Source organism: Sphingobacterium sp. UBA5670, from assembly GCF_002420705.1.
Lineage (GTDB): Bacteria > Bacteroidota > Bacteroidia > Sphingobacteriales > Sphingobacteriaceae > Sphingobacterium.
Genome location: NZ_DIIM01000021.1, coordinates 167810 through 181797, shown reverse-complemented (window position 1 = coordinate 181797; position 13988 = coordinate 167810). Strand labels below are relative to the sequence as shown.

Annotated in this window: 11 protein-coding genes; 7 read left to right on the top strand and 4 right to left on the bottom strand. The window is 40.1% G+C overall.

Annotated elements, in window-relative coordinates; genetic code table 11:
• Positions 1 to 52: 52 nt before the first annotated feature.
• The 5 genes from B3C94_RS18720 (at position 53) to B3C94_RS18700 (ending at position 6322) form a co-directional block, all read left to right on the top strand.
• Positions 53 to 670 (top strand): TetR/AcrR family transcriptional regulator, encoded by a 618-nt coding sequence (locus B3C94_RS18720; protein ID WP_293906522.1) that lies wholly within the window; start codon positions 53 to 55, stop codon positions 668 to 670.
• A complete protein-coding gene (locus B3C94_RS18715; protein WP_293906520.1) occupies positions 660 to 1970 on the top strand; it encodes a TolC family protein in 1311 nt (436 codons plus the stop codon). The genes B3C94_RS18720 and B3C94_RS18715 overlap by 11 nt, the downstream gene beginning before the upstream one ends.
• A 14-nt stretch (positions 1971 to 1984) precedes the next feature.
• Entirely contained in the window at positions 1985 to 3088 is a 1104-nt protein-coding gene (locus B3C94_RS18710) for an HlyD family secretion protein (RefSeq protein ID WP_293906518.1), read from the top strand.
• Between the two features lie 2 nt (positions 3089 to 3090).
• Entirely contained in the window at positions 3091 to 4674 is a 1584-nt protein-coding gene (locus tag B3C94_RS18705) for an MDR family MFS transporter (RefSeq protein WP_293906516.1), read from the top strand.
• Positions 4675 to 5092: 418 nt separating this feature from the next.
• Entirely contained in the window at positions 5093 to 6322 is a 1230-nt protein-coding gene (locus B3C94_RS18700; protein WP_293906513.1) for a sterol desaturase family protein, read from the top strand.
• Between the two features lie 63 nt (positions 6323 to 6385).
• Here the strand turns inward: B3C94_RS18700 and B3C94_RS18695 are convergent, their stop codons facing one another.
• The 3 genes from B3C94_RS18695 to B3C94_RS18685 are packed head-to-tail and all read right to left on the bottom strand — an operon-like array spanning position 6386 to position 9679.
• The gene (locus tag B3C94_RS18695; protein ID WP_293906510.1) at positions 6386 to 7528 is read right to left on the bottom strand and encodes a glycosyltransferase family 4 protein; all 1143 of its coding nucleotides are present in this window, start codon (positions 7526 to 7528) and stop codon (positions 6386 to 6388) included.
• Positions 7515 to 8516 (bottom strand): lysylphosphatidylglycerol synthase transmembrane domain-containing protein, encoded by a 1002-nt coding sequence (locus B3C94_RS18690; protein WP_293906507.1) that lies wholly within the window; start codon positions 8514 to 8516, stop codon positions 7515 to 7517. Before B3C94_RS18690 ends, B3C94_RS18695 begins: the two co-directional genes overlap by 14 nt.
• Positions 8504 to 9679: a glycosyltransferase family 4 protein gene (locus tag B3C94_RS18685; protein ID WP_293906505.1), complete on the bottom strand. Its 1176-nt coding sequence runs from the start codon at positions 9677 to 9679 to the stop codon at positions 8504 to 8506. Before B3C94_RS18685 ends, B3C94_RS18690 begins: the two co-directional genes overlap by 13 nt.
• 203 nt (positions 9680 to 9882) lie before the next feature.
• Between B3C94_RS18685 and B3C94_RS18680 the strand changes: the two genes are divergently transcribed.
• Positions 9883 to 10869, top strand: coding sequence for an endonuclease/exonuclease/phosphatase family protein (locus tag B3C94_RS18680; RefSeq protein WP_293906503.1), 987 nt, complete (start codon positions 9883 to 9885; stop codon positions 10867 to 10869).
• 174 nt (positions 10870 to 11043) lie between these two features.
• On the opposite strand, the gene B3C94_RS18675 is transcribed toward B3C94_RS18680, so the two are convergent.
• Positions 11044 to 12669, bottom strand: a complete 1626-nt coding sequence (locus B3C94_RS18675; RefSeq protein ID WP_293906501.1) for an ABC-F family ATP-binding cassette domain-containing protein — start codon at positions 12667 to 12669, stop codon at positions 11044 to 11046.
• Between the two features lie 273 nt (positions 12670 to 12942).
• Here B3C94_RS18675 and B3C94_RS18670 point away from each other — a divergent pair, with 273 nt between their 5' ends.
• Positions 12943 to 13923 (top strand): hypothetical protein, encoded by a 981-nt coding sequence (locus B3C94_RS18670; RefSeq protein ID WP_293906499.1) that lies wholly within the window; start codon positions 12943 to 12945, stop codon positions 13921 to 13923.
• Positions 13924 to 13988: the final 65 nt, after the last annotated feature.

Below are 13988 nucleotides of genomic sequence, written 5' to 3'. Positions count from 1 at the left end.
CTTTTCTTTGCTATAAATATGCGATTGTATCGATAAAAGATAGGGGTTTTAAATGGAATTTAACGAGAAACAGATTGATATCCTTCTTGCAGCTGAACGTCTTTTTGCAACGAAAGGGTTTGATGGAACTTCCGTTCGGGATATCGCCAATGAGGCGAATGTAAACGTCGCGATGATCAATTATTATTTTGGTTCTAAAGACAAGCTACTGGATACTTTTTTTGAATGGCGTGTTCCTGATTTTATGATCAATGTGGATGAATTGGCGCTTATTGATAATGCGTTGGACAAAATTGACGCCATGGTGGACCGATCGATCAAATCGATGAATTCACATCGTAAACTGTATCATATCATCACGATTGAGAGTTCCTTAAAGCAGCGTATGCTGATTTCTGAAGCTTTTAGAAAACTTAAGCTGCATAATTTGGAGGTGATCTCTTCTGTGATTAATGAGGGGGTAAAGCAAGGGGTGTTTAAAGCCGGTTATGACCCGATTTTAATCCATTCGATGATGATGGGCACTTTTATGAATTTTCAGATGAACCATTGTTTTTTACAGGATCAGTTGCATATTGATAACGATGAGGAATATGCAAATTATATAGAAACAACTTTAACAGAATTTATACAGAAAACAATTAAAGCTTTATTGACATATGAAAAATAAGTTGGCCAATTTGAGTGCTTTATTGCTTTTGAGTCCCATGGGTTTGTTGGCACAGGACAACAAGCACATGACTTTGGAAGAAATAATTCACTTGGCTGCAAATCAAAGCGTGGAAGCGAAGTCTGCCGATACCAAGATATTGGGTAGACAGCTCGAAGTTGAAACTGCCAAATCGAAACAGCTTCCGGATGCAAAATTGAGTGGACAATACATGGCTATGACCACACCAAATGTGAATTTAAAGTTGGCTTTGGGCGAAGGGGGCTCAGCTCCAGATATCGCTGCAAACCAATTGTGGTTGGGACAGGCTTCAGTGAGCATGCCAATCTATACAGGTGGCAGAATTAAAGGAGGTATTGATATTGCAAAGGATGTATTAAAAGCCGAGGAATATAATGCCGTAGCAAGCAAAGAACAGTTGGCTCTACGTGCAGTCAATCTTTATTTAAGTCTTTATAAGGCGCAGCAAACCAATTTATTGATAGCTGAGAATATCAAGCAGTCCGAGCAACGTGTTTCGGATTTTAAAGCGATGTTGGATAATGGTTTGATTGCACGTAATGACCTATTAAAAGCAGAACTGCAGCTATCAAACTATCAGGTTTCGCTTCAGGAAGCACAGAAAAATATCAAGGTGCTGAATTATCAATTGGCCAATTTCTTAAAGATTGACGAGGATACTCAATTGGATCAGATCAATTTGGGGGAAGTAGCAGGGGTAGATTTAGGTCTGAAGGGATCGTATGAAACCGCTAAGACTGTACGCTCAGACGTGAAGTCTTTAGAGTCACAACGGTTGGTTGCAGAGGACCAGTTGAAGGTAACAAAAGCATCCACATTACCACAGGTTTCTGCAACTGCAGGTTATAATGCTTTTGGTTTGCAAAAAGTGGTTACTGTAACCAATGCCGCTATGGTGGGGGTTGGCGTTTCCTATGATATCGGTTCACTTTATAAAAACAAGAGAGAGGTCAATGTGGTGAAGAATCACATCAAAGAGATCGATGAGCATCTGGAACTCTTGAATGATAAAGTGAAGGTTCAGGTTCAACAGGCCAATGAAAACTATATGCTGGCACAAAAGCAGGATGTTGTCTACCATCAGGCAGTAGATCAAGCAGTTGAAAACTATCGTATTACAAAAGATAAGTACGATAATGGAATCGCCGATACAGACGATTTGTTAACTGCCGATGTACAGCAGCTTCAAAGCAAGATCAATCTTGCGATCAGCAAAGCAAATACCATTGAAAAATATTACGACCTGCTGTTAGCAAATGGGTCTTTAAACATTAAATAGCAATTAATCTAGACATGGAAAATACAGTAGAAAACGCACCTGAAAAGAAAGGTACAAATAAAAAATTTACAATTGTTTTGGCAGCATTGGTCATCTTCGGAGGAGCTTACGGTGCTTATAAATATATGCATGGTCAGGCACATGAAACAACAGACGATGCGCAGGTAGAGAAAAACATGAGTCCGATCATTCCACGTGTTGGTGGATTTATCTCGAAAGTTTACGTAAAAGATAATGATTTGGTTAAAAAAGGGGACACGTTGTTCACTATTGAGAGCCAAGATTATCAGGTCCGTGTGGATGAAGCATTAGCGGCACTAGCTGCTGCACAAAGTAGCTTTGATGTTTCAAAGGCTGATGTATCTGCATCTTCGGCAAATGTAGCGATCTCTGATGCAACGATCCAATCCAACTTAGGAAGTATCGACGCAGCACGTATCCGTGCCAAACAAGCAAATAATGACTATATTCGCTACCAAAATTTATACAACAACCAATCGATCACCAAGCAACAGTACGAGCAAGCTTTGACGGCTAAACTGGAGGCGGACAAGCAGGTAGAAATTTTGCAGCAACAACGTAATGCAAGTGCATCACAGCGTAATGCAATCGTCAGCAAGACGACAGTAGCTTCTAAGCAGACTTCTGTTGCTGAAGCCAATATTAAAAGAGCGAATGCACAGCTTGAAGCAGCTAAATTGAATCTTTCTTATACTGCTGTTCTTGCTTCTGTCGATGGTCAGGTATCCAATATTAAAGTGCAACCCGGACAAATGGTCAATCCAGGCCAGTCTTTGTTCTACATTGTCGACAATATTGAAACTTGGGTGGTTGCTAACTTTAAGGAGACGCAATTGGAAAAAATGAAACCGGGACAGAAGGTTGGTATCAAGGTGGATGCTTATCCAACGATCGAATTTGAAGGTGAAGTCAATTCTTTTTCACCAGCTACGGGTTCACGTTTCTCTTTACTACCTCCGGATAATGCGACCGGTAACTTTGTAAAAACTGTACAGCGTTTACCCGTAAAAATCAAATTGACAAAAGACAATAAAGCAGAAAATGTGGCTTTGCTCAGACCGGGCATGAATGCTGACGTAGATGTGCATGTTCAATAACTATGGAAAATTTAAATCAACAGGATAGTCTGGTTGAATATGGTTTTCGGCGTGTTGTTATCACGATTACCGCAGTGCTTTGCGCACTGTTGGAAATTGTGGACACAACGATTGTCAATGTGGCCCTAAACGATATGAAAGGTTCATTGGGTGCTACATTGACGGATGTGGCCTGGGTTATTACGGCTTATGCAATTGCCAATGTAATTGTAATCCCGATGACCAGCTGGCTGTCGCAGCAGTTTGGACGTAGAAACTACTTTGCGGCTTCCATTATCATATTCACAGTATCTTCATTTTTGTGTGGTAATGCAACCAATATGTGGGAACTTGTTGCATTCCGCTTTATACAAGGGATGGGTGGGGGAGCCTTATTGGTGACAGCCCAAACCATCATTACGGAAAGTTATCCCAAAGAAAAACGTAGTATGGCCCAGGCTATTTACGGTATGGGGGTCATTGTCGGTCCTACCTTGGGCCCGCCGTTGGGAGGATATATTATCGATAACTTCTCATGGCCTTATATCTTTTATATCAATGTGCCGCTTGGAATTATTGCGACCTTGTTGACATTATCTTTTGTACGTAGTCCTAAATACAGTCAAAAGCAGTCTCCTAGGGAAGTGGATTGGTTCGGTATGATATTTTTGATCATGTTCATTGGTTCGCTCCAGTTTGTATTGGAACACGGGCAACAGGATGACTGGTTTGACGATCCCTTGATTTTAGGCTTATCGATCTTGTCTGTTTTTGGGTTACTGTTTTTTATATGGCGTGAGCTGGTATATGACAAACCTATTGTCAACCTGCGTGTATTGAAAGATAAGAATTTGCAGGTCGGTGTGGTGATGAGCTTTATTCTTGGTTTTGGCTTGTTCGGATCGACGTTTATTATTCCAATCTATACGCAGTCGATATTGGGATGGACGGCAACAGATGCGGGTTTGCTCTTGTTACCAAGTTCGATTATGACAGGTATCATGATGCCTTTTATCGGTAAGATGATCCAGAATGGTGTTCCTCAGAAGTATATGGTTGCTATAGGGCTATGTATCTTTTTTGGCTTTTGTTTTTGGATGTATAGCCTCATGACAAACGATACAGGTTCGGAACATATGTTTTGGCCATTGATTCTCCGTGGAGTTGGTCTAGGATTGCTATTTGTACCTGTTATGACGCTGTCTTTATCAACATTACATGGGAAGTCAATCGGTGAGGGAGCTGCCTTTACAGGGATGATGCGTCAATTGGGTGGTTCATTTGGAATTGCTTTGATTACGACATTTATCGCCCGTGATAGCCAAAAACACCGTGTTGATCTGGTAGCTAATTTAGATCCAAGTAAGTTTGATGTGCAACAACGGGTGCAGCAATTGCAAATGAGTTTTCAGGCGAAAGGTTTTTCACCTAATGAGGCTTTGGCCAAAGCGCATCAAATATTGGACTTGAGTGTGATGAAACAAGCAACAGTCCTATCCTACATGGATGTGTTCCTGTATCTCGGCGTTGTCTTTCTGATTTGTGTTCCTTTTGTATTGATGATCAAACAAGGAAAAACCCAGATAGATATGTCCAGTGTACACTAGAGCACGATAGACTGATTTCATATCCTAAAGGTAAATTATTCAAAAAGGACAGTTAATCCTTTAACCAGGAGCCCTCAAAACGCGCTGAGCTTTTTGAGGGCTTTTTTATTTCCTTTTTTTTCTGAATTGCCTGTTATTGATTCCGCAAAAATCTCCCTTTGCTTTCTTAGCGGTCTGTGGTCGCGAAGTCATGAAGTTTTTTATTGTTGAATGGTAGGTTCGTTTGACGCTGGTTACTGTTTGTACATCGAAAAGTATGTCAGTTTTGCAAACCGAAAATAATAATTGAAAAACCTGATTTAAAATTGATTGTTTAATAATAAAGAATTTGAAGGAATCAATCTTTTGAATGGAAAAAGGTGGTTCTTTTAGAATTGTGACTTAGATAGATTTTTTTGTTTTTAAAAATAGCGACTGTATGTATACCGAAAAGCTTAATCTTTTGGCATTTATCATTCCCTTGTTTTTAGTTTTGATGCTGTTGGAATACTGGTATAGTTTAAAAAAACAGAAGCGTTTTTATTCTTTTGATGAATCCATCTCAAATCTCAATGTCGGTATCGTCGAGCGCATGTGTGATATGTTTTCCGTGAGCTTGTTTTACTTTTTTTTCGTTTGGGTGTATCAAAATTTTGCTATATTTCACATTGAAGCTAATCTTTGGACCTGGATTATACTTTTCCTATTTACAGATTTTCTTTGGTATTGGTATCATCGTTACAGTCATGAAATCAATCTATTGTGGGCCGCACACGTTGTCCATCATCAGAGCGAAGACTACAACTTCACGGTAGCAGCGCGTATTACCATATTTCAGGCCGTATTTCGTTCGCTGTTTTGGGCTTTTATTCCCCTTTTGGGTTTTCCTCCTTTTATGATGACGGCAATTTTATTGGTGCATGGGGTATATCCATTCTTCTCACACACACAAACCGTAGGTAATTTGGGTGTTCTTGAGCGGATATTTGTAACTCCCTCACATCATCGCGTACATCATAGTAGCAATGAAATCTATTTAGATAAGAACTACGGTGACATCCTAATTATTTGGGATAGACTGTTTGGAACATTTATCCCAGAGCAGAAAGAAGAGCCTTGTGTCTATGGGCTTACCAAACCTATTCATCGCTATACTTTCCTATGGCAGCATTTTCATTATTTATTTGAAATTGGCCTGTCATTTAAACGCGCGCAGGGATTTAAAAACAAAATGCGTACTATATTTGGTCGGCCCGACGATATACAGCCTGAAATCAGGACAGAATTGGAACAGAAGATGTTTTCAGGTATCAAACCACAGGTTCATGGACAGCGGTTAAGCCGTTATATCTTTTTTCAGTCCATGCTGACAATGATCCTTCTTTTTTTCTTTTTGCTTTATGGTAATTATCAGCAACTCATCCAGCTCGTTGTTGGCGGAGTATTTATTCTCTGCAGCGTCATTTGTATCGGTGGTCTTCTGGAACATGAAAGTTGGGTTTTTCCGCTTGAGATGTTTCGGTTGTTTTTGTTGCTGCTGTATATCAGCCTAACGTTTTACTCGCCTTTAAGCCTTGTTTTATTGGGATCGTTTGTTTTAATGCAATTGATTTTTTATAAAAGTTTAGCCGCTCGCTACATGAAAGTGCTTCATCTTGAACGAAGCTAAATTTATCTGAATGAATGCTTACCTGTGCTGATTATATTCGAATTTATGAGGTATGTAAAAGATCTAGTGGCATAGGTCGACAAAGGACTGACAGTAGGACCTGGCCATAATATCCCAGCTATATTGCTTTAGGGTGTTCTGTTTAAATTGCAGACTTAATTTTTTATAATGTGCTGGATCGTCTAAAATAGCTTGAAGTTGTTCGACCCAGGCATTATGGTTCTTGCTTGCCAGGAGCAGACCATTGCCATTATGCGTCACTGCACTTGTGATGCCTTCCAGTTCGGACGCGACAACAATTGTGCCTGCTGTCGAGGCTTCCAAACAGACGAGTCCAAAGCCTTCCATATCACCCGCCACTTCGATATTGGGCATCAAGAAGGCTTGAGCGTTGGTCAATAGGCTTTTGAGCTGTTCAAATGGAACTTTTCCAAGATGTTGAATTTTTTCGGGATATGCTTTCAGTAGTTTTCGGATCGCCTGTTGATCCGTGGGGTAACCCAGGAATAGCGTCATTAAATGATATAGCTTTGCTGGCATAAGGTGCAAGAAACGTTCTTTCCATGTGGGCTCTTGATCGAAGGGGCCGACCATCAGTAATTTGAAATCACCTTGGATTGCCGGTATGACATCTTTCATAAGCCAGGAAAACCCCTTCCGTTTAACTGCTCGTCCTAATGTAATAAAATAAGGCTTGCTCTCGCTGTTTGTTTCAGTGACTTGGGCGGAGGCCTGTATCGGATCGACACCGTTGGGTATAATAATAATTTTGGAGGGATCAATGCCACGTAGCTGAGCAGCTTCTGCGGTGGCTTGGCTAACAGCAATAATCTGGTCAAATGCGTTAAACCTTGGTATGACCTTTTTTTGAAAATAACTGAAGGGAAATACGATATCCAGGCCATGAATGGTAACCACACGCTTTAAATGGCGGTATCCTTTGTGGAAGGAGGCCAACGATGCGATTAATCCATCGTTAAAGTGAATAAGCTTGATTCCTGGGTTTTCTTTCACCTTTTCCAGGATGCGACGATTTAGCTGAAGAAAGAACGTAAAAACCGACTCCTTATTATCGTAAACTAAGGTGTGCGCTTTCAGGTAAAGAGCTGCTGTGTTGATCAGTTCAAAACTCTGCTTTTCCATGCCTCCAACACGTGGAGGGTATTTGTGGCTGACAAATAATATTTCTATTTCAGACAGGGACATGAACTGGTTTCTTTTTGATGCATAGATAAAATATAAATCCTAAACCTGCCCAGAAGAGCTGCCGGCTGCGGCGCAATAGCGAAGCACTGAGCCAAATTGTTCCCCCTGTAATGCCGATCATATTGAGCAGGAGCTTGTTGGCGATTTCTTCGACACCAAGTTGGCCGGGAATGAAAGCACCCATACTTTTCAGTACAATGACACTCATATCCAGTATCAATCCATGAATCGGTTGGGCAGGGGTACCCAGAAATTTTAGAATATAATAAAATTCCAGACTTCCGATAATCCAATGGAGGGCAAACAATAAATAGGAATACCAAAAAATCTTATTTTGATGTCGGTAAAAGTCTTTTACATTCCAAAGTAGCGTCTGCATATAAGCTTTTGCTTTTCCCCAAAAACTTGTTGTCGAAGCCGTATTTTGCGAAGGACTTTTTGCGGCTATTAGCCAGTAGAGCATCAAGAGAACCAAGACCAGCAAAAGAGTACAGACGAAATAGATTGTAGAGCCCGTATAACGTATAACTTCACTTTTTAAAGGAGAGAACATCATCCACAGCATAGCGATCAAAAAGAGCGTCAATTGGGACAGGACCGCAGTAATACGGGATATCGCAACAGAATTTAATCCTTCTTTTAACGGAATGTTGTAACGAGTGATCAATTCTGCCTTTGACAGGTCGCCGCCGATAATGCTAGTGGGATTGAATAGTCCAACGGTTTCACCGATTTGACGGATAGCAAAGAGTTCAATCAGATTAACTTTCTTTTTATCGGAACCCAAACATATCCACCAGGCTAGGGTACCTAGAAAATATGCTGCACAAGTTGTCAGCAAAATAACGATAAAGCGATAACCAACTGCTGAGAGTTCTTTTTTTAACGCATTGAAGTCGCTTTTAGCCAAAAAGATAGCAATGGATACGAGGATCAAAAGTAAAAATGTGCCTTTGATGAGCTTGCTTGGGGATGTTAGTTTGCCCATGCCAAATCTGTTTCCTGTGTTTTATCTATCAGTCGGTTAATATCATCAAAATAGGATTGTGATAGCCTGTTCCAGTCCAATTGGGCAACATAAGAAAGTCCTGCAGCAACAAGATTCTTCTTTAAGTTCGCGTCAGAAAGGATTTTTTTGAGGTAGTAAACATATCCAGCGGCATTCTCAGGCTGACATTTAAAGCCATTTTTCCCATGCTGAATCAGGGATGCGGAACCCCCACCATCGGCGATAACACAGGGAAGTCCAGATGCCAATGCTTCCACAACGACATTTCCATAAGTTTCTGAAACTGATGGAAAGACAAACGCATCTGCCGAAGCATATAGGGCCGCAAGCTCTTCATGGTTTTTCTTTCCTAAAAATATGGCTTTTGGCATCTCTTGCATCGCAATTACTTTGGCTGTTCCTTCACCAACAACAATGAAATTATAGTCAAGGTTTTGTGCCTGTATCTGTTGATAGATTTCAATAAGCGTTTTAATGTTTTTTTCCCAGACGATACGACTGACAAAAAGGATTGTTGGTTTGTCATTCTTTGTGATGGTCTGTATGTGAGAAATATCCTTTTTATAGGGGTTAAACAAGGTCGTGTCGATTCCTCTCTGCCATAGTTTTAATCCTTCCTGTTGTAAACCGATCTCTCGCAGTTCACTTAGAATGGATCTGGTTGGCACGTAGACAATATCACATTTGTTATAGAAATTATTCATTGCCTTTTTCATCCATTGTTCGGTTGGTTTAACCAAGGGTAGGATATTTTTGAAATAATAAGCAATGTATGAAATGAAATGTGTGTGATAGATCGTAAGGACAGGTATTCCTCTCCGTTTGGCATAATTCAAGGCAAAGAAACCCAAAAGGGAGGGGGTCGCAATGTGGATCATGTCCGGGGCAAATTCATCCAGGGCAAGTTCGAGTTTCTTTTTAATAAGCTGTGGAATAGCAAGGCAATAATCATCATTGACGGGTATTTTGAATGTCGGGACCTTGTAAGAATGAAAATTTCGAAATTGCGTGGGGCCGCCGCCATAGATAAAAAAATAATCGAATTTTTGCTGATCAATGCGGTTTATCAGCTGAAACATTGTACGCGATGCACCGTCGAAATCCTCGACGAGTATCTCTGTAAAGAATGCTACCTTTCTCATGTTATTCTTATTAGGGGTTGGATAAAAATATCTGAAAGTTGTAACTCTTATGCTATGCGGGTATTAACCTTTTGTCATTATAGTGTTTATAAATTATGAGTTTTTAATAATTTGTGCATAATTATTAAAAGTAGAATTAATTGAATATGATAACGGAGCTAATGTTGGAGCGGTAGCTTTGGATTGAACAAAATATTCAGTCCATGTTAATAGATCTATTGTTCGAAAAAAAGATTAGACCTAAGGGTTTTCGAAAAATTCTCCTCTTATTTGTTTGTGCATCGGCAGGCGTTATGTTGGCGTTTAAGCTCAAGCCCAAACAGCAGCCTAAACTTGGCAGCTTAAGCTATTCCGCTTTGCCGGACGCGAATTACGGGCAGCTTAATTTATTGACATATAATATTGCTGGTTTGCCCGAGCTGATTTCCAGTGCGGTGACTGAGCGGTCTTCTAGCATTACCTCGATCGGCGAGCGGATCAATGGATTTGATATCGTCAATGTACAGGAAGACTTTAATTACAACAAATTTCTTTATCGTAACAATAAGCATAGCTATCGAACTGCCAATATGGGGGGAGTGCCTTTTGGTGATGGTCTGAGTACACTTTCAAAATATCCTATTGTTGAATTTGAGCGAATAAGCTGGGCGGATTGCAACGGTACAGATTGCCTGACTCCTAAAGGTTTTTCATATGCTCGTATCCAATTAGCTAAGGAGGTTTTTATTGATGTTTATAATGTACATGCAACAGCTCATGATGATCGGAATGCAACTGTTGCCCGGCAGAAGAATATAAATCAGCTGAAAACCTATATCAAAAAATATTCGGCGGGTAAACCTCTTTTAATCATGGGTGATTTTAATGCACATTATGCTTATGAACTGGATAACATCGGATCTTTTCAGCAGGACTTGGGTCTGGTAGATGCCTGGGTAAGTTTGCGAAATAGGGGCAAAATTCCTGGGCTTCAAACAAATTTTGAAGCGAAAACCGCACTGGAGCTGACAGCGGATTGCGAGGGTATTGACAAAATTTACTATCGCAACGATCATCATTTACTATTTGAAGCAAAGGATTATCAGGTCCAGAAAACACTTTTTCAAAACGAGCAGGGACAGGATCTATCAGATCATTGCGCGGTCTCCTTAAAGTTGGGCTGGCGTGTTGTCAAATCTACGGTTCAGTAAAAAAGAACTTTCTCAATTCTTTCATATCAATCGCGATTAGCACTGAACCCCTCAGTGCTTTTTTGCCTATGGGACATCTCCTGAGCACCTGGCGTACTTGGTTTGTTTTGAAGAGCAAATAAAAAGCCCCATAAAAAAGATTATGGAGCCTTTATAAAATTGGGATAAATTATCTTATTTGTACATTTCTTCGCGTTGTGCTTTGACCACATCGCTATTAATGTATTCATCGTAAGTCATCAATTTGTCGATGATACCTTTCGGTGTCAATTCGATAATTCTATTCGCAACAGTTTCCGTCAGCTCGTGGTCACGTGAAGTGAACAGCATTGACCCTTTAAAATCTGACATGCCATTATTTAACGCTGTGATGGATTCCAGATCCAAGTGATTGGTCGGTTCATCGAAGATGAGAAAGTTGGCGCCTTGAAGCATCATGCGAGAAAACATACAGCGCATTTTTTCACCCCCAGAAAGTACAGATACTTTTTTCATAACTTCTTCGCCAGAGAATAACATTTTTCCTAAAAAGCCACGTAAGAATTGTTCATCGGCTTCAGGGTTTGTTGTATAATCTCTTAACCAATCGACTAGATTTTCATTTTTACCTTCAAAAAACGCAGCATTTTCAATTGGCATATCAGCAGGAGTGATGGTCACTCCCCATTTGAATTCGCCACCGAAATTGGTGTCTCTACCAGTTATAATATCATAAAATGCTGTGGTAACTAATGAATTTGGACCGAGAACAGCGATTTTATCGCCTTTATTAATCATAAAGGTAATATCCTTGAAGAATACCTCGCCATTGACCGTTTTGCTTAATCCTTCGACTTGCAGTGTTTGATCTCCTGGTTCACGATTCATGGTATTGAACATGATGGCAGGATATTTACGGTTGGATGGTTTAATCTCGTCAATATTAATCTTATCCAATGCTTTCTTACGAGAAGTAGCTTGTTTGGATTTGGAAGCGTTGGCAGAGAAGCGACGGATAAATTCCTGGAGCTCTTTCACTTTATCTTCCATTTTCTTGTTTTGATCAGAACGTTGCTTTAACGCTAATTGAGAAGATTCGTACCAGAAAGAGTAGTTACCCGTATAGATTGTCATCTTACCAAAATCAATATCCACCGTATGCGTACATACAGCATCCAAGAAGTGACGGTCGTGGGATACAACTAAGACGATTGCTTCATAGCTTGCTAAAAAATCTTCTAACCATGCGATGGTGTTTATATCCAGGTCATTGGTAGGCTCATCGAGAATCAAAATATCTGGTTTGCCAAATAATGCTTGCGCTAAGAGTACGCGGACTTTTTGGTTACCGTCAATTTCAGAAACTAACTTATAATGTAGTTCTTCTTTAATGCCCAAACTGCTCAATAAAGTTGCGGCATTAGATTCGGCATTCCATCCATCCATTTCAGCAAAAAGACTTTCTAATTCGCCGGCGCGTTCGCCGTCGGCATCAGAGAAATCCTCTTTCATGTAAATGGCATCTTTCTCTTTCATGATTTTGTAAAGCTCTTGGTTACCCATCATGACAGTTTCAAGAACAGTAAACTCATCGAAAGCATAGTGATCCTGACTTAAAACAGACATGCGTTCGCCTGGCGTGAATGCCACTGAACCTGTCGAAGGATCAACTTCCCCTGAGATAATTTTTAAGAAAGTAGATTTACCTGCTCCATTAGCGCCAATAATACCGTAACAGTTTCCAGGTGTGAATTTTAGATTGACATCTTCGAATAGTACACGTTTACCAAAACGAAGGGAGAGATTTGACACATTAATCATGCTGCAAAGATACGTTTTAATATTGTATTTTTAACTATTTACGGTGATCAGTTTCAGGAGAAATTGATAGGAGTAATGTTGGGGAAATCAACTGTTTTTTAGCTTCTTTGGCAAACCTGTATGCTCTGAAATTTCAATGGATGGAGAGGATCTTTGAAATGAAGCCTGAAATCCAGCAATGTGTGCAAATAATGAATTAATAAATTATAAATATTGTGCTGGTGATTTAAATTGGCTTCTTTTTTGTAGACAAGAGCTGAAATGAAATCAATTATGAAAAGAAATAGAATAACGGGTGTCGTTATACTTGCAGTTGCTTTTTTATTTAATATCCAAGGAGCCTCGGCTCAATTTGGTGGGCTATTGGATAAGGCAAGCAAAGCCGTTGCTTCCAAGGGAAGCAAGGTACTTGGACTGGATAGACTTTTAAAAGAGCCCGAAGCGATTAGTACAAGTTTTGAAGATGTCAATCGGAAGGGGGAGCAAATGCCCGATTTTCAAAATACGGCTGTTTATAAACCTTTAGAAAATTTGCAAAAGAATGGCAATGATGGTTACTTATTGGAGGCTGGACATTTTGAAATGACCAATAAGAGCTATTGCTTGAAAGCGGGTACTTATGCGCCTTCGAAAGGTGATGGATATATGTATGCACCTACATTGGGCAAGAAGAGAGACGTGGTCATTGCAATTTTGAAAAGCGCTGAGAAGCACCCTGAAGTTGCACAATCAGACATACAGATGCTATTGTGGACGATCATTGCGAAGACAAAATTTATTGATTATTCGGGTCCGGTGAAAGAAACAGCCTTAAAATTGCTTACGCCTGAACAAATTTTACATTTGGAAGGTGGTGCACTCGGCGTTTTGCCATTTGACGTTGTCCAAAAGGCAAAAGACCAGATGCCACCGGCAGTACAGACAATCTTTGAAGCAGAAAATAATATTCGGCAGCTCGTTTCCTCAGGAAACTATTCGTACGCTGATTTTGAACAATATGCGATCTTAGCTGGTATGGCTGAGCCTCGTACGGACGTGCCAAGTGGTATCTGGACGCTTCATCCTGATGGTTATTATGTTCGTTATTATCCAAGTGGTTATGCGGTTACTAAAGTTCAGGTGTATGTCCCTCAAGAATTGATTACAAAATTGAATGGTAAGAAGCTTGTATACGATGCAACAGATGATATTGCCTGTCCGGCAAATACGGGGGCGCAACGATTAGCACAAACGAATGAACCGATTCGTGATTAATATGTTGAGTCATTTAAAGTTTGATGGGAAGTAAAGGGGATGTGAGAGGAAATTTAATGAATAAG